This is a genomic window from Sinorhizobium sp. GQ132 (assembly GCF_059758575.1).
The window spans coordinates 45115-68886 of the sequence record NZ_JCAXDX010000016.1 but is presented as its reverse complement, the minus strand read 5'-3'; the positions used below and the strand labels follow the sequence as shown (position 1 = coordinate 68886).

Annotated in this window: 18 protein-coding genes and 2 pseudogenes; 11 read left to right on the top strand and 9 right to left on the bottom strand. The window is 58.8% G+C overall.

All coding sequences use genetic code 11. The annotated features are described in order from the left end of the window. Positions 1-38: 38 nt before the first annotated feature. A complete protein-coding gene (locus AC6CIG_RS26695) occupies positions 39-3035 on the bottom strand; it encodes an AsmA family protein (protein ID WP_498324132.1) in 2997 nt (998 codons plus the stop codon). Positions 3036-3119: 84 nt separating this feature from the next. Beyond that, entirely contained in the window at positions 3120-4151 is a 1032-nt protein-coding gene (locus tag AC6CIG_RS26690) for a LacI family DNA-binding transcriptional regulator (protein WP_498324131.1), read from the bottom strand. Positions 4152-4361: 210 nt separating this feature from the next. Between AC6CIG_RS26690 and AC6CIG_RS26685 the strand changes: the two genes are divergently transcribed. The 9 genes and pseudogenes from AC6CIG_RS26685 to AC6CIG_RS26645 all read left to right on the top strand — a co-directional run. Next, positions 4362-5453 (top strand): fatty acid desaturase family protein, encoded by a 1092-nt coding sequence (locus AC6CIG_RS26685; protein WP_498324130.1) that lies wholly within the window; start codon positions 4362-4364, stop codon positions 5451-5453. 44 nt (positions 5454-5497) lie between these two features. Continuing rightward, the gene (locus AC6CIG_RS26680; protein WP_437406696.1) at positions 5498-5815 is read left to right on the top strand and encodes a MocE family 2Fe-2S type ferredoxin; all 318 of its coding nucleotides are present in this window, start codon (positions 5498-5500) and stop codon (positions 5813-5815) included. Between the two features lie 290 nt (positions 5816-6105). Beyond that, positions 6106-7332: an NAD(P)/FAD-dependent oxidoreductase gene (locus AC6CIG_RS26675; RefSeq protein WP_498324129.1), complete on the top strand. Its 1227-nt coding sequence runs from the start codon at positions 6106-6108 to the stop codon at positions 7330-7332. Between the two features lie 82 nt (positions 7333-7414). Beyond that, positions 7415-8215 (top strand): 3-methyl-2-oxobutanoate hydroxymethyltransferase, encoded by an 801-nt coding sequence (locus tag AC6CIG_RS26670; RefSeq protein WP_498324128.1) that lies wholly within the window; start codon positions 7415-7417, stop codon positions 8213-8215. A 291-nt stretch (positions 8216-8506) separates the two neighbouring features. Beyond that, positions 8507-9283, top strand: coding sequence for an ABC transporter permease (locus AC6CIG_RS26665; RefSeq protein ID WP_498324127.1), 777 nt, complete (start codon positions 8507-8509; stop codon positions 9281-9283). Positions 9284-9430: 147 nt separating this feature from the next. Then, entirely contained in the window at positions 9431-10810 is a 1380-nt protein-coding gene (locus tag AC6CIG_RS26660; RefSeq protein ID WP_498324126.1) for a glycosyltransferase, read from the top strand. 57 nt (positions 10811-10867) lie between these two features. Then, the gene (locus AC6CIG_RS26655; RefSeq protein ID WP_498324125.1) at positions 10868-12067 is read left to right on the top strand and encodes a glycosyltransferase family 4 protein; all 1200 of its coding nucleotides are present in this window, start codon (positions 10868-10870) and stop codon (positions 12065-12067) included. Beyond that, positions 12064-13575: a glycosyltransferase family 4 protein gene (locus tag AC6CIG_RS26650; protein ID WP_498324124.1), complete on the top strand. Its 1512-nt coding sequence runs from the start codon at positions 12064-12066 to the stop codon at positions 13573-13575. Before AC6CIG_RS26655 ends, AC6CIG_RS26650 begins: the two co-directional genes overlap by 4 nt. 268 nt (positions 13576-13843) lie before the next feature. After that, positions 13844-13944: pseudogene (locus AC6CIG_RS26645) on the top strand (transposase); the annotation flags it as partial. 37 nt (positions 13945-13981) lie between these two features. On the opposite strand, the gene AC6CIG_RS26640 reads toward AC6CIG_RS26645, so the two are convergent. Both AC6CIG_RS26640 and AC6CIG_RS26635 read right to left on the bottom strand, forming a co-directional pair. Beyond that, positions 13982-14374, bottom strand: coding sequence for a hypothetical protein (locus tag AC6CIG_RS26640; protein WP_431141050.1), 393 nt, complete (start codon positions 14372-14374; stop codon positions 13982-13984). 23 nt (positions 14375-14397) lie between these two features. Next, positions 14398-15960, bottom strand: a complete 1563-nt coding sequence (locus AC6CIG_RS26635; RefSeq protein WP_498324123.1) for an FkbM family methyltransferase — start codon at positions 15958-15960, stop codon at positions 14398-14400. Positions 15961-16190: 230 nt separating this feature from the next. On the opposite strand from AC6CIG_RS26635, the gene AC6CIG_RS26630 reads away from it, so the two are divergent. Both AC6CIG_RS26630 and AC6CIG_RS26625 read left to right on the top strand, forming a co-directional pair. Then, a complete protein-coding gene (locus AC6CIG_RS26630) occupies positions 16191-17636 on the top strand; it encodes a phosphomannomutase (protein ID WP_498324122.1) in 1446 nt (481 codons plus the stop codon). Next, positions 17633-19060, top strand: a complete 1428-nt coding sequence (locus tag AC6CIG_RS26625) for a mannose-1-phosphate guanylyltransferase/mannose-6-phosphate isomerase (RefSeq protein ID WP_498324121.1) — start codon at positions 17633-17635, stop codon at positions 19058-19060. Before AC6CIG_RS26630 ends, AC6CIG_RS26625 begins: the two co-directional genes overlap by 4 nt. 8 nt (positions 19061-19068) lie before the next feature. Here AC6CIG_RS26625 and AC6CIG_RS26620 read toward each other — a convergent pair. The 5 genes and pseudogenes from AC6CIG_RS26620 to AC6CIG_RS26600 all read right to left on the bottom strand — a co-directional run. Continuing rightward, a pseudogene (locus tag AC6CIG_RS26620) lies at positions 19069-19185 on the bottom strand (IS5-like element ISRhru5 family transposase); the annotation flags it as partial. Positions 19186-19705: 520 nt separating this feature from the next. Then, a complete protein-coding gene (locus tag AC6CIG_RS26615) occupies positions 19706-21037 on the bottom strand; it encodes a KpsE/RkpR family capsule polysaccharide export protein (protein WP_498324120.1) in 1332 nt (443 codons plus the stop codon). After that, positions 21038-21697, bottom strand: coding sequence for an ABC transporter ATP-binding protein (locus AC6CIG_RS26610; RefSeq protein ID WP_498324119.1), 660 nt, complete (start codon positions 21695-21697; stop codon positions 21038-21040). Then, a complete protein-coding gene (locus tag AC6CIG_RS26605; RefSeq protein WP_498324118.1) occupies positions 21694-22464 on the bottom strand; it encodes an ABC transporter permease in 771 nt (256 codons plus the stop codon). The genes AC6CIG_RS26610 and AC6CIG_RS26605 overlap by 4 nt, the downstream gene beginning before the upstream one ends. Before the next feature lie 5 nt (positions 22465-22469). Further along, complete coding sequence (locus AC6CIG_RS26600; RefSeq protein ID WP_498324117.1) at positions 22470-23768, bottom strand: capsular polysaccharide export protein, LipB/KpsS family; 1299 nt, start codon at positions 23766-23768, stop codon at positions 22470-22472. Positions 23769-23772: the final 4 nt, after the last annotated feature.

Below are 23772 nucleotides of genomic sequence, written 5' to 3'. Positions count from 1 at the left end.
TTTCTTAGGAATGCCGGAGAATTTGCAGGAAGGGTCGGCTAGCGTAGGAGCTTTTTGAACAGGCTCTCCATCGAACCGTCCGCCTCATCACCGGGCATGTCAGTTCCGACTCCCGGTTGCTCGGCGGTTGCGGGCTCCTCGTTCACCGGAATTTCCCCAGCCGCGTTGTCGGGCCTGGGCGCTGTACCGCCGCCAATAATCTCTTCAATCGAGAGCTGCTGTTCTTCTTGTTCTAGAGCCTTATTCAGGGCGCCGCCAAGCAGATCCTTAACGGAGCCACCCGCACCGCCTCCGTTAACGAGGTCGCCAATCGGCAACTTATCGATCGGCAGCCCGAAATCCTTAAGCTTTGCCAATGCGGCATCGGGATTCTTCAGCAGGTCCGAAAGGTCCGGATAGATGCGGGGTGCGGCGAAGCTGCCTTCGAGCACGACGGGGACGCCGATGCCGTCGGTGGAAATCTCGGCGCCCTGGCCCTGGAGAGACGCGACGAGGCGGGGCTCGAGCCGGAAATTCAGAGTGCGTTCCGCAAGATCGGCCGCACCGTTGCCGCTCATGCGGACCAGCGGGCCAACGAGCTTGATGTCTTCGGTGCGGGCAACGCCGCCTTCGATGGCAAAGGATGCCGCAAGCTCCGTGAATGTCGTCGCTGTGCCGTCGTCCTGCTTGAAACCTGACGACATCAGCCTCACGAGATTGTTGTAGACGTCGGCAATGTCGATGCCGCGAATGGCGCCATCGGAAAAGGCGACATCCGCCGTGCCCTGCAGCGACTTCGCAAGCGCCCCGGTCGTGCCGCCCGCCCCGGTTACGTCGAACCGGGCTTTCAATGCACCTTCGAGATATCTGAAGCCCGCCATGTCCGTCAAAAGTGGTGCGGCCGATGCTCCGGAGATGGAGGCCTGTAGAGCGATCGAGGGCTCGGGTTGGGTGCCGTCGGCCTTGAGGCTCGCGACGATATGACCGCCATAGAACGGGCTTTCGGGCAGCGTCAGGCTTGCAACGCCGTCGGAGACGACGAGACTGGTGGCAACCGGTCCGGCAAAGACCTTGCCGTAGCCGAGCTTTTTGGCATTGAGCTGGACGGTTGCATCGACCGAACGGAGCGAAGAGAGATCCAGCGGAGCGTCGGCAGGTTCGGCCCCTTTCGGCGCCTTTGCCTGCGGCGCGGGGGACTGCGCCCCGGCCAGCCGCGCAAGGTCCAGCTCGTCGAAGTTCAGGGCAGTCGTGATCTTCAACGGTGTCGCAAATTCGACAGAGCCGCTGCCCGCGCCTTCGACGCCGTTGACGGAGATGGTCGCCTTTTTAAAGGAAACACTCGTCGGGCCCGCATCGACATGCCCGTTGAAGGCCAGCGGACCGACGCTCTCGGCACCGCTCTGCCCGAGGCCGGCGAGGAAAGCTGAGAGGTCGGCGGTGGAAAAACCGAGCTTTCCCGCATAGGTGCCCGGCAGAGCAGCCTTGCCGTCGAGCGACAGGTTTGCGTCGGGCATTTTCACCTGAAGCCTGAGGGGGACCCCCTCGGCGGCGAGATTGCCGGCGAGGATCGTATCGGCGGCGGGGATTTGCAGATCGACGTCGACCGGTTTCCTGCGCCACTCCAGGCGGCCGGCCACGCGCACCGGCTTCGCGAGGCTTTCGATCCGGGCCGTGATCTTCTTCGCCTTCACCTCGCGCATCGTCTCATCGGCAATGCCGGGCAGGGTATAGGCCGCATCGCGAAGGCCGATCGTTCCCGTGAGATCGGCCGTCTTTCTGATGTCTTGCGCATGAAGGCCGCGAAAGGCAAAGCCGGCGTCGATCGTCAGGGCTCCGGAAAGCGGGACGGTTTGGCCGGCGAGGGCGGAAAGCCTGGCTATGTCGAGCCCCTTGCTTGCGAGACGGCCCCGGAAGACCGGGACGTCGGCCCGGACGTCGGTCGCGACGCTCGCGGCAAGGCTGCCGGCATCGATCCCCAAATGCCCGAGCTCGGCAGCCAGTTCCCCATTCTTGAGTGCGGCCACAAAGGAAACGTCCGTCGCTGAAATTTCTCCGATGGTCAAAGCGGCCGCGTTGATGCTCATGTCGGCATCGAAGCCGGCCAAGAACTGCAAATTCGCCCGTCCGGCCGTGTCCGCGGCCGGCGCTCCCGACTGCGACGTTTGCGGCGCGGCGTCCAGGAACGGCGTCAGGTCGAGCCGGTCGGCTTCGAGATCGACGAGAAAGCGCGCACGCTCCCCGGGGACGAAGAGCGCGTTCAGGCCGAAGGCCTGTTCGCCGGCTTCCACTTCGCCGCCTTTTATCTGATAGCTGCCATTGGCGTTCAGGGTGACCTGTCCGCTTGCTTCCAGGCTCGACATGCCCGGCGCGGAAGCGGGATCCGCTTCCACGGCAAGGGTGACATCGGCGGGCTGGCGCTCGAGCAGCGACCGCAGGGTCGAGATGGTGAAGCTCGTTTCGTAGTTCCGCCCCCCCATGCGGGCGGATGCGGAAAGAGAGAACACGTCGTCGATATCGGGCGCCGTGAGCGTGAGCTCGATATCGGAAACGACCTCCTCGGGGTTGGCTGCGCTTCGCCGTACGAACGTGCCGGAGGTAATGGAGACCGATTCGATCGCGCTTCGCTCAAGGAAGGCGACGAGCGCGGGGAGCGGGTCGCCGGAACCAATCTCATCGCCGCCACGGGGAGCCGGCGTTGCGTCGCCCGGCGCCTTCTCGTTGAGGACGATGACGGGACGGTCGAGCGCGATCTGCTTGATACGCAGCCGGTCCGACCAGAGCGAGGAAAGCGCCACCGAACCGGCGACCTCCGCAAATTCGGCGGTTATCCCTTCGGCTTCGGCCGAGAGGGTCACGTTTTCCGCGACGACTGCAAGATAGGGAAATGCCGAAAGTTTCACAGGACCGTTGAACGCGATCGAACTGCCGGTCGCAGCCGACAATTGCCGGCCGAGTTCGGCCCGCATCCAGTCGCTGGAAACCAGCCTCGGCAGAATGGCGATTGCAGTGACGGCGAGCGCGGCAACGCCCAGAAGACTAAGAATGAAGCGCCGCATCGCTTTCTCCTGGTTGTAAAAGCTATTGATTCGCTATCGTTTTCCAGAAAGCGCGAATTCGCAAACGTCTTCGCGACTGCGGCGTCAGATATTTTCCGACGTATAGATGTCGAAAGGCAGGAAAGTCTGGCCGGGCACGCTCGAAGCGCCCCGGTCGATCGCGCCGATCATGAGGCCCACCGTTTCCCGGGCCAAAGCCGGAACGGGCGTCGAGACCGCCATCAGCACCGTTTCGTCCGCCAAGGCCGCGCGCGATTCCGGCGTCAGCTCGTTGACGACGGCGAGCAGCTTGCCCCCGAGCTTTTCCTCGCGGATCGCCGAGATGGCCCCTTCCATGCCGCCGCCGCAGACGTAAAAGCCCAAGAGATCCGGATGGCGCTGCAAGAGATCGAGCGTCGCCTCGTGGGTGATCTCGGGCGTGTCGAGGTTCACCATCGTGTCGAGGACCTCGAAATCGGGTGCGTTCTCGCGAAAATAGGAGCGAAAGCCGATCTCGCGGAGTTCGTGCCCATGGAAACGGTGGCTGCCGACGAAGGCCGCAACCTTTCCCGGCCGCTTGGCCGCCTTGGCGATCATCCAGGCAGCCGTCCGGCCGACTTTCTGATTGTTCAAACCGATATAGCCTTCGCGCACGCCGGCGGCGAATTCCGACAGGAGGGCGAAGACGGGGATGCCGCGCTCCTTCAGTTCCTCGATTGCCGCAGTCACGGCCGGGTAATCGGGCGACACCAGCGCGATCGCCTGATTGCGCGCGGCGATCGCCTTCAGCTTTTCGACGATGGCGCCGGGCGTGGAGCTCGCGACGAAATCCACCTGCGAAATTGCGCGGACATGCGTCACCGAGAGCGCCGCGTTTTCGATCTCCTTTGCCAGGGCCTTGTAGAACGACTGCTCCGGCTTTTGCAGGAGAAAGCCGAGCCGGTATTGCGGCAGATCCTCGAAGACCCTTTGGCGCAGCAGGCCGACCGCGTGATAGCCGATGGTCTTCGCCGCATCATAGACGCGGCGTGCCGTTTCCTCGCGCACCGGATGGCGGCCATTCAGCACCCGGTCGACCGTTGCGACGCTCACACCGGAGGCTCGGGCGAGATCCGCGATCGTCGGCCTCTTCGTCATGTCTCCTCCCTGAAACTATTCCCTCATCCCTGAGGTTGTCACGCTGATAGGATTTGAGAGAATATATCATGACTGCATTGAGAACCGCAGGAAGTCAACCTATCCTCGCTTCATCGAATGGAGGCGCCGGTCGGGAGTGGCGCCGGTTCAAAAGGCTGCAGCCGCATCTGCGCTCTCCATGGGAGGCGCGGCGCTGCAGGGGAGGCAGGGATGATGACAGTTGCGACGAAGCGCGATTACAGCCTGCTCGGCCGCGATGCCGAGACGGCGGTTGCAAGCGGCCTTGCCGCGGCCGAATGGTATCACACCGACATTCCGCGCAAGCGGATGAAGGAGCTGATGAAGCGGGAGGACGGCCCCGCCATCCGCGACACCGCGATCTGGCTCGGCAGCATGGTTCTTTTCGGCGGCCTCGGCGTCTATTTCTGGGGCAGCTGGTGGGCGGTTCCCTTTTTCCTCGCCTATGGCGTCCTTTACGGTTCCGCTTCCGATAGCCGCTGGCACGAATGCGGCCATGGCACGGCCTTCAAGACGATGTGGATGAACGACGCCGTCTACCAGATCGCCTGCTTCATGATCATGCGCAATCCGGTCACCTGGCGCTGGAGCCATACCCGCCATCATACCGATACCGTCATCGTCGGCCGCGACCCGGAAATCGCCGTCATGCGGCCGCCGGATCTCGTCCGCCTGGTCCTCAATTTCTTCGGCATCATCGACGTCTGGCATGCCATGACCGACATGGCCAGAAACGCCTTCGGCGTGATCAGCGCCGCCGAAAAGACGTTCATTCCGGAAATGGAGCAGCCGAAGGCGATCCGCGTCGCCCGCATATGGCTTGCCATCTATCTGGCGACCATCGGCCTTTCGCTCTATCTCGGCTCGATCCTGCCCTTGATGCTCATCGGCCTGCCGCGGCTCTACGGCGCCTGGCATCACGTGCTGACCGGGCTTCTGCAGCATGGCGGCCTTGCCGACAACGTGACCGACCACCGGCTGAACAGCCGCACGGTCTACATGAATCCGGTCAGCCGCTTCGTCTACTGGAACATGAACTATCATGTGGAGCACCACATGTTCCCGATGGTGCCCTATCACGCGCTGCCGAAGCTGCACGCCATGATCAGCCACGACCTGCCGGCGGCCAATCCTTCGATCCTGCACGGCTACCGTGAAATGATCCCGGCATTCCTGCGGCAGCTGCGCAACGAGGATTACTTCCTGAAGCGCGAACTGCCGCCGACGGCAAAGCCCTATCGCGAAGAGTTCCACAACGACCGGCTCGTTCCTGCCGCGGAGTGAGGCGGCGCGGGCGATCGCAGCAAACCATCGAATGGAGGAAAGAGATGAGCTCGAACTGGGTCGAGGTCTGTGCGGCCGAAGAGATCGACGAGGAAGACGTCGTCCGTTTCGATCACGAGGGACGCACATTTGCCGTCTATCGCAGCCCGGACGACGAGTATTTTGCGACCGACGGGCTCTGCACCCACGAGCAGATCCATCTCGCCGACGGCCTGGTGATGGGCGACATCATCGAATGTCCGAAGCATAACGGCCGCTTCAACTACAAGACCGGCCAGGCCAGGGGCGCGCCGGTCTGCATCAACCTCAGGACCTATCCGGTCAAGGTGGAGGCGGGGAGCGTGTTCATCGGGCTTTCTTAGGTCTGTTCAGATTTTGGAATGCCTCTGCAATTGACCTTCCTCCGGTCATCTTCCGTCGAATTGTCCCGAGGGTCCACACTCGAGGCATTCCAGCCGGACGGCGTGGCTGGGGTGGGGCGTGCAGAGGGACTGCGCGTGACCTCGGCTGGTTTTGAGTTTCGGCGGCTCGTGAATGGATCCTCGGATCAAGCCTGACGATGACGACTTTGGTGAAGCCCGAGCATGGCACCGGTAAAGACCGAGAGTGTCCCGTACTCAAAGAAATCGGTCGCAAATGGAAGGAGGAGAGCATGACGCATATTGTTATCATCGGTGCCGGCGAATGTGGCGCGCGGGCAGCTTTTGCCCTCCGGGAAAAGGGCTTCGGCGGCGAGATCACGCTCATCGGCGCCGAACCGCATCTTCCCTATGAGCGGCCGCCGCTTTCCAAGGACGGGCTTGCGGAAGCCTCGCTGCCGAAATTCATCGCGGCTGCTGCACGCTACGAGGAAGCGCGGATTGCGGTGCTGACCGGCGTCACGGCGGAGAGCATCGACCGCGTGCACAAAGCCGTCACGCTCTCGGATGGACGATCGCTCGATTATGACCGCTTGCTTCTTGCCACAGGCGCCCGGCCGCGCGCTTTACCCTGCGTGCCGGAAAATGCCGGACGCATCCGCATGCTGAGGACGCATGCCGATGCGCTGGCGATCCGCGCCGCGCTCATACCCGGCGCGAAGCTCGCCGTCATCGGCGGCGGCTTCATCGGCCTGGAGCTTGCCGCGACTGCGCGCAGGCTCGGCGCCGAAGTCGTGCTTGTCGAGGGCCTGCCGCGCGTTCTCTCGCGCGGAGTACCGGAGGAGATTGCCGCTTTTGTCGCCGAGCGGCACAGGCGGGAAGGCGTGGAGATCATCTGCGGCGCACAAATCGCGGCGATCGACGAAGCCGGAGACGGCGCACGCCTGCTGCTTGCCGACGGAGTCGACATCGAGGCCGACCTGATCGTCGTCGGCATCGGCGCGGTGCCGAACACCGAACTTGCGGAGGCGGCCGGACTTGCGATCGAAAACGGCATTGCCGTCGACGAGAGGCTCTGCACGTCGGACCCCGACATCTATGCCGCCGGCGACTGCTGCTCCTTCCCTCTGCCCCATTATGGCGGCCGGCGGGTGCGGCTCGAAGCCTGGCGCAATGCCCAGGACCAGGGCGCGCTCGCTGCCGCCAATCTGACGGGCGCGGGAAAAACCATGGCCAGTGTGCCGTGGTTCTGGTCGGATCAGTACGAGTTCACCCTGCAGATCGCGGGGCTTGCCGACGGTGCGCAAGCGACCGTCCGGCGCGACATGGAGGAGGGGGCCTTCATCCTCTTTCATCTGGATGGCGAAGGACGGCTGATCGCCGCAAGCGGCATCGGCCCCGGCAATGCCGTCGCCCGCGATATCCGCCTTGCCGAAATGCTGATCGCCGCCGGGGCAAAGCCGAACCCGCTGGCACTTGCCTCGCCCGAAACCAGGCTCAAGAAGCTGCTGGCGGCCTGACTGACCTGTTCTTTGAAACGACGCACTTGCGGACGGGAAACCGCTGCTCACTTTCCTGGAAGCGCTCTACCGGAGATATCAGATGAAAAACCGCCGCCCGACCGTTGCCGATCTCCTGTCGATGAAAGGGAAGCGCCAGCTCACCATGCTCCGGGTCATGACGGTGGAAGAGGCGGAGGCTGCGGAGAAGGCGCGCATCGATCTCGTCTCTGTCCCGCCGGCGCTGCTCGGCCCCGAATTTCGCGAGGCGGCCCCTTCCGTCTTCGCCTTTCCCGGCCTCGAATATGGCGACTATGTCACCGCGGAGGATTATATCCGCGCCGCCTTTCAGGCGCTGAAGGCGGGCGGCGACGCCGTCTACTGCGCCGCGAGCCTCTCGACGGTGAGGCGCATGCGCGAGGAGGGCATTCCCGTCTGCGGCCATGTCGGGCTGATCCCTTCCAAGGCCACCTGGACCGGCGGCTTTCGCGCCGTCGGCAAGACGGCCGCAAGCGCGCTCGAGATCTGGCGCCAGACGAAAGCGCTGGAAGAGGCGGGCGCCTTTGCCGCCGAGATCGAGGTGGTGCCCGGCGAAGTCGCCGCCGCGGTCAGCGCGCGCAGCTCGATGCTGATGCTTTCGATGGGAGCGGGGACGGGCTGCGACGCGCAATATCTCTTTGCGGAGGACGTGCTCGGCGCCAATCGCGGCCATTATCCGCGCCACGCCAAGACCTATCGCAACTTCGCCGCCGAATATGACCGCCTGCAGCAGGAGCGCATCGCCGCCTTCTCCGAATTCGCTTTTGACGTCCGCTCCGGCGCCTATCCGGAAAAAAACCATCTTGTCGGTATTGAGGAGAAGGAGCTTAGCGCTTTCCTGAGCGAACTCGAAGGCGGGCGCTGAGCAAGACGAGCTCACCTCCCAGTGGGGCCGCCTGGCCGCCTCGACCGAAAAAGATCGAGGCGGTCTTTTTTGTCTGGTGAGGGAGAGCGCCAAAGATTTGCCAGCAAGAGCGGTTTGTGGAATATGGCGGCAAGATGCGGGCGCCGCACCTCACCCCGACCTCTGCCCGCAGGCGGGGCGAGGGACTGGAAGCATGCCGCGAGTCCCTTCTCCCCGCCGCGGTGAGAAGGTGCCGGCAGGCGGATGAGGGGCAGCGAACATTCCATCAACGCAATTCACTTAGGGTCGGACGTGAATCTCATCCAACAGCATCTCCGAGTGACGGCGGCGCTCATCGTGCGCGAGATGTCGACGCGCTTCGGCTCGAAGCCGGGAGGCTATCTCTGGGCGATCTTCGACCCGGTGGCCCATGTCGCGCTGATGACGCTGATCTTTCGGGTAATCGCGAGAATGCCGGCTCTCGGCCTGAGCTTCCCGCTGTTCTTCGCCAGCGGCTATCTGCCCTTCGCCTTCTATCAGCGCATGTCGGCCTTCATGGCCGGCACGGTGAAGGCCAACAAGGCGCTCTTCTCCTACCCCATCGTCACCCCTTTCGATGCGATCGTCTCGCGCTTCATCCTGCAGCTGATGACCGATACGCTGGTGACGATCCTGATCCTCGCGATGATCCTCGAACACGGCGGCGTCACCCAGCCGATGAACCTCGCCGGCATGATCGAGGCCGCGGGCGCCGCCGCGCTGCTCGGCCTCGGCATCGGCACGATCAACATCGTGATGTTCGCCCGTTTCCCGCTCTACGAACAGATCTTCGGCATCATCAACCGCCCACTCTTCATGGTTTCCGGCGTCTTCTTCCTGCCGGAATCACTGCCGAACCCCTTCCGCGATTTCCTCCTCTACAACCCGCTGGTGCACGTCATCATGTGGTTCCGGGCAAGCATCTACCCGGAATACCGCGCTGACGCGTTGGACACGGTGTATGTTGTGGAATTTGCCTTAATCTGCTTCGTGTTGGGGCTTCTGCTGCTGACGGCGTCGATGCGAGAGATCCGGGAAGATAGGAGTTAGGGAGGCGGCGTGAAGCTTTGCTGGATGAGCTGTGAAAAAACTTTAACTAGAGCCGGATTCGGAAAAGAGCTATGCCCATTGTCACGCAAGCGCTATGCGTATTGCTCGAAAAAGCCTGTTTCTTCATACTCTGGTAGAAACCTCCTAATGTATCTTGATGTGACGCGCCTCCTCGAAAGGGTTCGTGCCCAGTCCCCCACTGGCATTGATCGCGTTGAGTTTGAGTACGCCAAGTATCTGCACGTAAACGGAGCCGATCTTGTAACGCAGATCGGCGAGCGCCTGGCAATTGTTCCGTCGGATGTTAGTCGGGAGTTGCTCGACTTTGCAGCTAAACGTTGGAATGGAACGAATGGTGCTGCGACCATGGTGCCGACGCGCTTCGCCGCATGGGGTCGAAGATTAGACGCGGAGCGGTGTGTATCGAAGTTTCTAGAAGCCCTGAGGAACGGGAGGATACGGGAAGCGTTCCTAACCGCTTTTCTTTCGACAACCGCCTCCGTTGGTTCAGCGCCTCAGTCCGCAAACCTTAGGCGAACAGTGCTGCTACTCGAGCTTCTAAAGCGCCTGTTTTTTCCCTCATCAGCAGTTGTTTGGTTGGGGCGCGCGCCGATGCAAGGGGAAACTTGGTATATCAATGTTGGTCACTCTGGGCTGAATAAGTCCCATATGCTCAACCGCTTGCGCACTGTTTGTGGCATCAAAATTGCGATCTATATCCATGACCTCTTACCGGTTTCGCATCCCGATCTTTTCCGAGAGGGGGAGCTGGATAAGCACCTCACAAGGATAGCCAACGTCGAGCGGAACGCGAACATTGTGCTGACCAACTCCCTCTTCACGGCCGGAGAACTCTCCAAGCGAACCAACATTAAGGGCGCCGCGGTTTTAGAAATCGGTACACTCGCGCATGGTGGCGGTGATGTTGCCGCTGATGGTCGCAGCGGGTTTGTTTCAATCGGGACGATCGAACCTCGGAAGAACTATTTATGGTTGGTGCGCTGCTGGCTTGAGTTCTGTGAGGCGCACCCTGAACTGGTGGGGAACGAGAAGCTGACAATCTTTGGACGAACTGGGTGGCTTTCGGGCGCCGAGCAATCGGAACTCCATAAAATGGCTGATCAAACATCGAGAGTACAAATCATTTCGGGTGCAAATGATCGGGAAATCGGCGAGAAAGTGGCGTCTGCGAGAGCCTATGTTTCGGCGGCTCATGTCGAGGGTTGGGGTATGCCTTTGGCTGAGAGTCTAAGTGCGGGTACCCCCGTTATTGCCAGCGATGTACCGGCACATAGGGAGGTCACACAACATCAGGCTCGCTTCTTTCGACCTGGAAGCGCCGATGACCTGATCCAACTCTTGACAAAGTGTTTTGATCAGCGCGAATACCAACAAATGCTTGAGGCAACGTCAAGGTTCCAGCCGTGGGGATGGGACGAACACTTCAAGAAGCTAGAAGCGATCCTAGCGCAGTCTGATGGGCAGGATCTTTCTAATGTGCGGCAGAAATTTTTTGACGTCGCGTAACCGACATTCTCCGTCTTGTAGCGGGCGGGTCGCACTATCGATGTTAAAGGAGATGGAATGATCAAGGAAAAGCCCCGACTTCTAGTGTGCTCTGTGGACTCGTTTCCCAAGATGGGGGGAGTCTCCACGCTGGCGTATGAGGTGACGCACGCATTGAAGCCGATGGTATCCGAGTGTGTTTATCTGGGACCAAAAGGGCTACATTTTGGTCGGCGTACTGTGAACTTCAACATCTATGAGGATTGGGAATCCGATCAATCACTTCGCGCCGGCGAGGGATCCGATTTGGAAGATGAGCGCATCATTGACTTGATGAAGAAAATCATCAAATCTTATGGATTGGACGGTGTGGTGGCATTCCATCCGTTCTACTACGGCCCTGCGGCGGCGTATGTCGGCAAACTGCTCGGGGTACCAACCGCCGTAATGGTTCATGGAACTGAGCTAACCAGCCAATTTTCCGGAGCGATTGACGGTGAATCGCCAGCGCCGATGCCATCAAATAGCTTGGCTGGACGGTTAGTCCGGACACTTGATGAAGCGGGTGGGGTCGTCACCAATAGTTTGTTTACTGCCAACATCGCCCGTGCAATCGCTCCGGGCATTAAGCCTACGGTGATCGGCTGCGGTATTCCTAAGGCCGCGCTGGATCATCTCGTTCGCCAAACACCAGTCTATCGCGCGAAGTCGAAAGCCCGGAGAAGAATCCGCCTAGGACTGAATGAAAGCCCGATGATCGCGTATGTTGGTCGCTTGGTTCCCCACAAGAACGTTGACCGTCTGATCGAGATGGGCGCGGCAACCGGCTTTCAAGTCGTCATAATGGGCCAAGGGCCGCTGAGACATGAACTTGAGACACTCGCTGGGCGCTTAGGTGCCGTCGTAAGGTTTTACGACGAAGCGGATGACGAGAAAAAATGGCAGGTATTGGAGGCAGCCGACTTCGGGTTCTTAATGTCTGGCTATGATCGTAAGACAGGGGGTTTTGAAGGTTTCGGCATCTCTATGCTGGAATATTGCGCGGCTGGGGCCGTGTGCCTCACTACCGGAGTACACGGTATGGCTGACTTCGCAGAAGATGGTAAGACTACCATCAACCCGCAAGCCGATGACAGCAAGCTCAACAGTGTGCGTTTAGCCGATTTGATAGCTGATGAAGACGCGATGGATAGCATCGTTCAAGAGGCTCGCCGAAAGATCAAGGAAGATTACACTTGGGACCGAGTTGCGGAGAACCTGCTGGGGGCGCTGGCATGATTTTGTTAACGCCCGAGGTAAGGAACGTAATTGCAAACAAGGAGATTGTTGTTTTATCTGATCGTTATCCTCCAAGATCATTCGGTGGCGCAGAAGTAAGTCTTCACAATGCACTCAGTGCGGCCGACGAATCATTCCGATCTTCAGTTCTTGTTGTTTTCTTTGATCCAGAATTCACGGAGCCGCATCTCTATTCCTTGGCAGGTATGACGATCCTGGGGATGCCGGACGCAGCCGCATGGCCCTTTAATTCACTTTCGCGTCACCGGCACAGCTACCGTTTGAAAAATCCAATATACAAGCAGGCTCTGAAATACGCGATACCGGCGAAGGACCTGTTGAAGCCAAAGCATTTGGCAGCGCGCGCGGGAGCTTTCTTCCTCGAGCTCGGCGCTAAGCCAAGTGGGGGAGTGCAACACGACTTTCTCGTGGACGAAAGTGATTTTCGGGCTGTCTCCCTCAAGGCGGTGTTGCAGGCAACGAAATGCCGCAAGTTGGTCGCCGACAACACAAGGAGCATAATGTTAGGAGCCATCGCAGGACGCCACATATCGGAGAAGGTGGCTATTGTCCGCGACAACAGGTTCAATTGTGCTCGACACAACCAGACTATGATGGTGGGTGAGAACTTTTGCGGGGCATGTTCCTTCAGCTGCGCCTCCGTAGACAGTAAGCGTCTTGGTTTCCGAGAAAAGATCCACCGCATGCACCTCGAGCTGGTGCAGAGGACGCGGTCGCAAGCACTGGCCTCCTATAACGATGTGATTGTCACCAGTCACTTTCTGGCTCGCAACATTCGACGAGTTCTTGGGACTAATGCAAACATTCATCGGGTGCCGAACCCTGCTGGGGATTTCGAGGAAATTATGGACTATTGTCGCGGCGTGGCTGAGGCTCCGCGCAATGATATTCTGGTCGTCGGGATGTTGAACGAGGCCAAAGGCCAACTTCAGTTTGTAAAACAAGCTGCGAAGTGGTTGGCCGCTAACCCGCATGTCAGAATCACCTTCGCCGGCCGAGGCGACCGCATCAAGCGCTCAATTGAAGAGTTCACTAAGAAGAACAACCTCCAAAAATCCATTAAGTTCGCTAACTATGTCGGTCGGCGAGACCTTTTTAAGTTAATGAAAACTAGCAAATTCGTTCTAATCCCGGTTCGCTGGAAAGAACCTTTTGGCAGAGTTCCCCTTGAAGCTGGCCTGGCAAGAAAAGCGGTGGTCAGCTTTGCCGTTGGCGGGATATGTGAAACGATTATCGACGGAAAGACAGGTGTTCTTGTGGAACCCGGTAATTACCGTAGGTTGATCGAAGTCTGTGAGGCGTTGCTCGAGGATGGTGGACTAAGACAAGAGTTAGGTGCGAACGCGTTTAAGCACATTGTCGAGAACTACTTGCATGATAACACCGGCGTCCCCTTCTTGAACGTCATTTCAGGCAAAAGTACTGGGAAGCAAGGGCTTATGATGCAGTCCGATACGGACGCCTGCAGGCCCGGTCAGGCGGCTTAATGCGGATTGAAGCTAGAGCATTGCCAAGCAACCGGCGCTCGTCCTTTCGCTCTCAACGACATCGCTCGGTAGTCATCTTCGGCGAGGCTTGTCCGAAGGCTGCTGTTTCGCTAGGGCGAAGCCGCGCGCCGCGGAGCGGGCGGGGGAGGTGTGCAGGTCCAAGCCTGGGCGTCGACGGGCCGGCTTTCTGCGTGTGCGAGGTGAACTCGGCGATGACCGCAGCAAGAGATCCACAGAGAATCAGGCGTTCCATACCAGCGACGAGCAGATAAACGGGATTTTGAGGGAGCATCAGGCCGGACCTTCAGCTGTTGACCTGTGCCGAAAATACGGTGTCCCGACGCGACCTTCTACCAATGGCATTCGAAATGTGCTTGGAAAAACAGACTCGCGAGAACCCTGACCGCTACTCTTCAGCTCCTTCTTTTCTCAGCTTCATTTTCAGTGCAGCCACGCACAGCGCCAAAGCGGGGGTGGCCGCTTCGCAATATGGACCGCCACCAACCAGGGCTGTACCTCGGCCGTTCTCATCCCAGCTAACTCCGCCAACATGTCCCGGTGAAATGGTTTTGGCCAGAAGAAAGGCATCTTCGATGGAGGTGGTAAAGTAAGGAACCCTTCCGGGATCGTCACCGGACGGTACAATCCAAAAGACCTTCCGAACGGGCTCTCCGTTGCCGTCTGTTTTTACGTATTCCACCTTGCGCTTCCACCCCAACAAGAGGCCAATCGCTGCATCGAGTGAACGCTGGCCGTCGTTAGCATTTTCAAGATCGCTAATCAGGTCGATAATCGCCACTCTTTGTCTCCCGGATCTCAATGTTAGCCATTCGTGTGTTTATTTCCAGTCCTTGAGGTATTGCGGAGTATAAATGAACTCGTGCGGTTATCGATTTCATTGAGCTGTCGCGTCCAGGTCACATTCGTATTGATCACCCCCGCTGGACATCCCGCCACTAGTGAGAACGCCTGAACATTCCTCGTTACAGTCGCCATCGCGGCTGCGATCGCACCTTTGCCGATCCTTACTCCTGCGCAGACGAAGCAGCCTTTGCCCAGCCAAACATGATCTTCTATTTCGATACCCCTTTTCGTGTTGATGATTTCCATCGAGGAAAGGTCAATGATGCCGTGCTGATCACAGGATTGGAGAACGATGTTATGAGAGAGCATGCAATCCCTTCCGATCACCACATCAGAATCCGCAGCTATGATGTTAGCTGAGTTGCAAGTAGTGTTGTCCCCAATCGAAACGCAGGAGTCACCATAGAGCGTCATATTTATCTCAAGACCGCCGCAGTTACCGATTTGAACAGACGGGTTCCCACTCATGAAGCTAATTGAAACCTTTTTGCTGAAGCTGCCCACGGAAAGCAGCGCTTTGTCTACTTCCTTTCGGCAGCTAATTTTGAGTTTGGATTGACCAGATCTCAACGAGGCTTCGGCCCGAGGGGCAAGGTACAGCTCGATTTTGGCAGGGTCGTCGCATGTGATTAAAAGCCCCGAGTACTCGCTAAACTTGTCTGGAGTAACCAACTGCCTTTCTTGTGCAACTTGCGGACGGATGCTCGCCCTGACTTGTTGTGATCTGATGAGTGGAGTGGGAGAGGGCGTTGGCTCCTGGGCGCGCTTCAGCCGCCCGCGCAGGCGGTATTCGTTTGCGCGTTGACGGTTGTTTATGTGCGCACAGAGCTCCTCAAACGTGAGATTGTCACGGTGTACGAAAAGAAGCGTGGGCGTTGAATTAAAGGTCTCCATGTAAACATAGCCCAAGCCATCTAACATAGCTGTTATTGATTTGTAGACTGTACTATCGTGGCACTCGGCGTAGATGGCTGGTCGATCCCGCGAGATCGTTTCTCGCGCACCGGTGAGCACATCGGGTTCCATGCCTTCGACATCGATTTTCATCGCCTTGATTGGCCTATCCAGATTCAGGCTATCTATGGTGATGATCTCGATATCCCCACTACCTGTCTGTAGTCCTTGGCTGCCCAGATTTTCGGGTGCTGATTTCTTGAAAAATGCGCGATTGCTGGTTGCTCCGACGCCACACTGACGAACGTCGATCATGCCTTCAAGTGAGTTTGCGATGACCGAAGATTGAAGCGCGTCGGTAAGTTCCTTGTTGGGTTCAAAAGCGATGACACGACACTTGGATACGGCCGCCAGATAAAGCGTGTGGTTACCTATATTGGCGCCGATGTCGAGAACAAGATCGCCGGCGGTAATCCGCGACGCCATATCTCGCAACATTTGCAATTCATATGGTTCGCCGGTCTCGGAGATTTTCTTTTGGATATAGTCAATAGCGCGATGAGGCGTAATCAGATCGTAGGTGGCCCCATCTATAGCGATTTTGGTGCGATTGCCGTCAGCGTCCAATCTCTTTACTCACTCCTGCACTTCGGATGGCATTTGCTTAACAGTAGAACAAGCCATCCGCAATCGTCGCTAGTCCTCCCCCAACTAGTCCTCCCCCAACAACGCGGGGGGTCAACTCTGCGCTTCGTTAGGGGCACTTTCTCATTTCGCCGGACATGACGGGGCGGCGATTGCGCCCAAATCGTCGGCAATGTAAGAGAACCACATCTTATTATAGGCAGTCGGATGCTATGAAGTTTGGAACAAGCGGCCTACGTGGCTTATCAGTCGACCTCGTCGCGGGCGGGGCATCGATCTATGCAACTGCATTCGGTCGATACTTGATCGAGAGCGGCAAGGCCAAGGTGGGTGATCCCATCTTCGTCGGGCGCGACTTCCGTGATTCCAGTCCTGCAATTGCCGCGATCTGTGTCGAGGTGCTCAAGGATGTCGGTTTCGAGATATGCGATTGCGGGACAGCACCAACGCCGGCGCTCGCGCATTACAGTATGAAAAAAGGCGCCGCGAGCTTGATGGTGACCGGTTCTCATATTCCCGCTGATCGAAACGGGATTAAGTTCTACAACCCCGATGGAGAGATCGAAAAGTCGGATGAGGATGCAATCACACAGTTAACCGCTAATGCACTTACAACAAAAGCGTGCGTTGATCAGGGTCTCGCCAACCAAGACCACGCTGGCAAATGCCTCGATCTGTTCTATCAGCGAAACATAGGCTTGTTGCCCGTTGGAGCCTTGAGCGGGCTGAAGATCGGTGTTTATCAGCACAGTACGGTGGCCGGCGATTTCATCGCCGAGGTCCTTGCCCATTACGGGGCAAGGGTCGTGCCCCTCGGTCGCTCGGCGACATTCATACCAGTGGATACTGAAGCGGTCTCCAATGAGACGCTCGTGCTCTTGGCCGATTGGGCAAAGTTGTATGGCTTGGATGCTATCGTATCTGCCGATGGCGATGGTGACCGGCCGCTCGTCGCCGATGAACGCGGCATTCCCTTGCGCGGCGACCTCCTCGGTGTAATGGCCGCACAGTTCCTGTGTGCCGATGTGGTCGTTACCCCCGTGACTTCCAACTCAGGGATCGAAGCATTGGGTGTCCCCGTCAGGCGGACTCGGGTCGGCTCTCCCTTCGTGATCGCCGGCATGAAAGAAGCTCTCGCCGCGGGTAAGGAGCGGGTGGTCGGGTTCGAGGCGAATGGCGGATTGTTGACGGCAAGCGCGTGCAGTGTGCGCGGACATGTGATCGATCCGCTACCTACGCGTGATTGCATGCTGCCGATTTTGGTCGCCGTGTCGCTCATCGCCTCTCGGAAAGAGCCGCTATCTACGATCGCGCGATCGTACAATCTGCCGATCACGGCGTCTGACCGGTTGGAGAATTTCCCGACTGAGGATTGTATTCGCCTAATTGATCACTTGCGAGCATCAGAGGCTAACCTTGCCCTCTTCCTGAGAGATGCAGGCGACGTGTCGTCGAGAAATGATGTCGATGGAGTTCGTGTGGCTCTGGTGGACAACAGTATCATTCATTTTCGGCCCTCCGGTAATGCGCCAGAGATGCGTTGTTATGTGGAGGCCGCGACGGAAACTGCGGCGATGACGTTGCTTGGCATTGGCCTCGATCGACTGAGGCATTGGGTAAGTGTCAAGGGGAGTGTTTCCGAAGGAGGCGATAATTGACCAAGAAAATCGTTCCGCTGATCATGGCGGGAGGAAAAGGCACGCGGCTTTGGCCGCTTTCCCGGGCGGCAGCACCAAAACAGTTCATTCGCTTCATTGGCAGTCGAACGCTTTTTCAGAGCACGCTGGAACGGGTCTCGGATCCTGCGATCTACGAGCCCGCGATTGTCGTTACGAACGAGGAATTTCGATTCCTTGTCGCGGAACAAGCTCGCGAGCTTGGTAGCAATCTAAGCAGCATCGTGCTCGAACCCGTCGCGCGCAACACGGCTCCGGCGATCGCGGCCGCGACTGTCGTAGCAACGAAATTATTTGGTGACGGCGCTATAGTCCAAGTCCTCGCCTCGGATCACGAGGTTGATCTGGATGAGGCCTATCACAGCGCAAATTCGACTGCACTTGCTGCGGCGGAAGATGGCAAGCTTGTGACCTTTGGAATCACTCCCACTGAGCCGGCGACAGGTTATGGCTACATAGAGGCTGGCGACATTCTCCCGAGTGGTGCTCACGCGGTTAAGCGTTTCATCGAGAAGCCCGCGAGGAAGACTGCAGTTGAGATGCTCTCTGCCGGTGGTTTCTATTGGAACTCCGGCATGTTCATGTTTGCCGCGCCGGTTCTACTAGCAGAGTTACAAGCGTTTGCCTCGGAAGTGCTGGAGGCAGCGAACTTGTCGGTTTCCGCCGCCGCGAAAGATTCCGATTTCCTGCGTCTCGACCGCATGGCTTTCGAGAAGAGCACGAATATCTCGATCGATTATGCCGTCATGGAAAAGACGTCCAATGCCGCTGTAGTTCAGTCTGCTTTCCAGTGGTCCGATCTCGGTAGCTGGGATTCCGTGTGGAAAGCCGGTACGCAGGATGAGCACGAGAACGTCGCTTCAGCCAATACCACCTTGGTGGACACGCGAAGCTCCTTGGTAATGTCACATGGACCGCATCTTGTAGTAAGCGGCCTTGAGAACGTGGTTGTCATAGCTAGCGAAGACGCGGTGTATATCGGCCGGATGGAAGATAGCCAAGACGTGGGGAAGATCGTCAAGCGTCTCGAAGCCGCGCCTTCGACCGCACGGCTCACTGAATCCCACCCGACGTGCTACCGCCCGTGGGGGGGGTATACTTCTGTCCTCGTAGGTGATCGTTTCCAAGTGAAGCGTATTTTCGTTTTGCCCGGCAGGAAACTGTCTCTTCAAAAGCACCATCATCGCTCGGAGCATTGGATCGTAGTCAAAGGGACCGCAGAGGTTACGGTGGGTGAGATGGTAGCGGTTCTCCGGGAGAACGAATCTGTCTATGTACCACTCGGTGAAATTCACCGCCTCGCCAATCCGGGGAAGATCATGCTCGAACTGATTGAGGTCCAGACCGGCTCCCATCTTGGCGAGGATGACATTATCCGGATGGCTGACGAGTTCGGTCGGACCTAGCGCGAGACTCAAAACGACCGTGTTGCGATCAGCTTTATGGTTGCGAGGAAGTTCCGAGCGTCTTTGTCATCGTGAGTAGCTATACCTCTGCATTGTTTGAGTTCGTTGAAAAAACGCTCGATCAGATTTCGCTAACTGTAGAACGAGGAGCTGAAGGGGAGCCTTGCTTTTCAGTTCTGCTTCGCCCGCATTAGTATAGCCAGTGGCGAGCCAGACCTTGTTGTTGCGCCCCTGACGGAGGGAACTGGCAAGCAGATCAAGTTCGCGCGCGTTGAAACGGTAAGCAGCGGCTGGGTAGATATTGTCATTGCAGATATAATGGTGCGCGTCGGCGGCGATTTTGACCCCGATCACCTGGTGAAGGTTCTGCAGGCGGTTCGCAAGGCATGATTGCTTCGGGTGTGGTGGTCTATGTGTCGTGCCAGCCGGTCGACTTCCGCAAAGGAGCCGCGTCCTTGATGCTCCCATGAAGAACCTGGCCAATAGCGCATCCTTTGATTCGGAAGACAAGGATGCCCAATCAAAGCCTGGGATCAAACACCTAGTCTTAGTCTTAGTCTAAGTCTAGCGGCTCAGATTGCTCCGGAACGATCCGCCAGATGTCCTGTCGCGAATCTTATTTCTCATGCTGACACCGCTATGCCGCTATGCCCGATCCCGGACATTATAGTAGCCCATTACACCGACGCCCCAGACAAAGAGCAGCGCGAGCATCACGAGAAACGCATTCAACATCCGGCTGGGATACTGCGCCATCTGCGAAAGCGTAGGTTCAATGAAAAGCGCGAGGTAGCGTTGGCGGTTGTTCGCGTCGATGCGGGCCTTCTCAAGGGAGGCCAAAGCTGCGGTATACGCACGCTCAGCGAATTCGCGCTCTGTCTCGAGTTCCTCGAACTCGGCGATTCGGCCGGCGACATCTGGAGAGCTGGGGTCGTCTGCAGCTGAAGGGTTCTTTTCGCCCGCGCCCAGCCGTTGGCGTTCCACTGCGAGTTGCTGTTCCAGGCTTTCGATGCGGGTTTTGAGCACGCGGATGCGCGGCGTGCCTTCGCTCATTTGGCTTTTTGCTGTGGCGAGATCAGCATTGAGCTGCGTGAGTTGCTGCTCCAATGAGCCGATGAGCTGAACGGCGAGTTTCGCGCCCTCTTCCGGGCTGATCTCCTGCGATTTGTCACGGTAGCCGCGCAGTCCCGCGCGCGCTTTTGAAAGGCGCGCTTCCCCGGCAAGCACCTCATCCTGCGCGGCGCGCAGCACGTCGTTGCGCGCGGAAAGGGAGAGGCTGTTTACGAGATTGTCGCTCTGGTCGACGATGAACTTTGCGATCTCCTGCGCCTGTTTCGGTTCGAAGGCCTTGACGGTCACCTGCATGATACCGGAGGCGTGGTCGAAATTAACCTTCACCATATCGCGCCAGTAGGCAAGTTTGTCCTCGATCGGCAGATCGGAGCCGATGCCGTAGAAATAGTCGAGCCCGCGGGTGGCGTAGACCTCTTCGAGCTTGAACCGCCGGTCGGCATCCGCGGCCATGCGTTCGCTCAGGATATAGTCCATGAGAATATAGCTGTCCGAAACGGTGCTGCCGCCCGAGGCCTGCGTGAACATGCCGAGGATATCGCTCGAAACGCCGCCTTCGATGCTGCGCACGGCGAAGGAGGCGGTACTATGATACTGGTCGGCGGCGATGAAGGCCATGTAGAGCGAGGCGAGCGTCGCCGGTACGGCGACGAGCCCAAGGAAAGATGCGCCGATAATGGCGTGGCGCCAGCGCAGCTTTCTTGGCCACTTCAGCTGCCAGCCGGCCTTTTTGGGTGGCTCGACCTTGCGCCCCGGCAACGGGATGACAGGTGCGCTCTCTTTGCCGAGAAGTCCCTCGAGGACCGCGATGCCCTTGCTTTTCGCCGTGGCCTTGGCGCTGTTCGGCTTGTCGGCGGCCTGCGCGGGGTCAGGCTTGTTCACTGCCGCGTCCTTGCTTGCCGCCATTTAGCTTTCCTTCATATTCTTGTCATGCGCGCGGATCGCGTCTTCCACATTCTCATAATAGGTCATCTTGCCTTTTTCTAGCACCACGCCGCAATCGCAATAGTCGCGGATCGTACCTGTGCTGTGCGAAACCATGATAATGTCAGATTCCTGCAGCTTGGTCTCGAAGACAGCCTGGCACTTTTTCCTAAAATTTGAGTCACCAACGGCGGTGATTTCGTCGACGAGATAATAGTCGAAGTTGACGCCCATGCTCAAGCCGAAGGCCAGGCGCGCCTTCATGCCGGAGGAATAGGTGCCGACCGGCGCCTTGAAGAAGGGGCCGAGCTCGGCGAAATCCTCGACATATCCGATCAGTTGCTCGGTATCGACGCCGTAGATGCGGGCGACGAAGCGCACATTCTGTTCGCCCGTCATGGATGGCTGAAAGCTGCCGGCGAAGCCAAGCGGCCAGGAAATCTTGCCCCGGCGGATGATTCGGCCCTTGTCGAGCTTGATGGCGCCGGCGATCAGGCGCAGCAATGTCGATTTTCCGGCGCCGTTGCGGCCGAGCAGGCCGACGCTCTTTCCGCGGTTCAGCGTCAGCGATGCGTCCTCGATGATCGGCTTCTTGATGCCTTTGGTGCGGGCATATTTCGTTGCCTGCTCGAACCGGATCATTCGTTTCTCAGCGTCTTTCTGGAAAGGGTGAAAACCAGCATTCCGGCAAACAATGTCAGAAATGCGATTCCGTAGAGATAGGTCATATCGAGGCCGATCGCCCGATATTCCGGATAGAAACCCTGGCGAAAGCCCATGATGACGTGGACGAGCGGATTGATGAGCACGAGATCGCGATACGGCGCGGGGATCGAGTCGGGCAGAAAGAAGACGCCTGAGATCAGGAAGAGCGGCCGGTTGACGATGCTGAAGACCTGCTCGTAGAGCGGATATCTAAGGAACAGTACGCAATTGACCATGGCCACGCCAAGGCCGAAGAGGCAGGCGAGCCCGACCGCTTCGAGGATCGAGGGCCAGTGGATGTTCGTGTCGACGCGCATTGTGGCGACGATCGTGCCGAGCACGATGAAGGCGACAAGCGATGTCGTGCCCATCTGCAACACGAAGCGGGCGACGATGGTGTCGATCGGCGCGACATTCGGGTAGCTGAGCAGCGCCTTGTTGGCCTTGACCGCTGCGTTCAGGTACCCCGTCATCGCCTGGTAGAACTGGAAGGCGATATAGCCGGTGGCGAAGAAGAGCGCGAAGCTGGTGCCGAGCGCCGGCGCGCGGGCGATCGCCTGGAAGATTACCGTCATCAGCAGGATGTGGGCCGCCGGATCGAGCAGGGCCCAGACATAGCCGCCAGGCTTGGAGCCGAAGCGCGTCGCCATTTCGCGAACCAGAAGTGCGCCGACGACGCGGAAATGGGTGGTGAGATAGCCCATGTCAGTCACCCGAACGGATAGAGTATGCGGCCGATGATCCGGTACTTCCGCTCGGAAAGGGTGCGGAAAAAGCGGATCGGGTCGGACTTGAAGTCTTCGACATCGCGGTCACTGCCGATCTTGCGGATCGCCGGCGTGACGAAGGCGGTCAGCAGATGGCGCCAGCCGAGAAGGCCGTAAGGGCCCCAGGCGCGCCATTGCGGCCGGCGCGGGCGAAGGCCTTGCGGCTCGTCGAGCTGTCTTCTGATCGCGGTCACGGTCGCTTCGAATGAGGTTTGCTCTCCAGTCTCGGGATCGAAGTAGCGAGGATAGAGCAGATAGGCGCCGGCGAAAAGCGCTTCAATGCTTAAGTGCCGCCCGCGGCGCGGGTTCGGCTGGCGGTCGTCCGTCAGGCCCCATCCGGCATAGAAGGGACAGCCGGCGGTCGTAACCCTGATGCCGCGCAGGAGCGCCTCGAAGCCTGCAAGCGAGGTGATCGTATAGACGTGGTCGACGGTGCGCAGCGCCTCGGCCAGCGGCAGGCTCTCGGTCACCACCTCGCAAAGATGCGCCACGTCGGCGGGGTCGGACCTTGCCGGGCGGGCGCGGCTCAGCACGTCCGGATGCGGCTTGTAGAGGATCTGGGCGTCCGCTTGCTCGGAGGCCGCAAGCCGCACCAGGTCGTTGTTGGTCATGCGGCTGAGACAGCCGTAGCGGATCGAAGCATCGTCCTCCACCTGGCCGACCACCAGCACCCGCTTGCGCGACTTCTCGCCGTAGACGTCCTCGGCGGTGCGCTGACGCGTGGCATTATATTTGCTAATGCCACTCTCGGTGAGAAGCACGATGCCGGCGCGCGCGCGCTCCAGCAGAGCCGCATCCGCTTCGAAATCATGGGTCGATAGCAGTACTTCGAGGTCGGAGGGACGCCGGCAATCGAAATAAAGCGCCCTGCTGTCGAGCGCCAGGGACAAGGGAGGCGTGCGGCTGGCACTTGGTCGGACCGAACGTAGGAAACCGTCCTCTATGAAGGTAACGGGAATGTTCCGCGCTTTCGCCAGAGCCTCCAGTGCGCCCGGCAGCTCCGGGCCCCAGGCGAGAATCTCGGCGTCCTTCTCGGCCAGGATTCGCGGCTTCCAGACGCGCTCAAACTCTCGCTCGCCGACATTCATCGGGAGGAAGCGGAAGTGCCTGTCGGGGAAATACCCCTTAAAAGTCTCTCTCTTCCATCCGATGATCTGGACGGCAAAGGTCGGCACCGGCCCCGGTGTCGGAACGGAGGAAATGCTGGCGAAGTCTTCTGTCTGTCGTTGCATTACCGCCATCGGC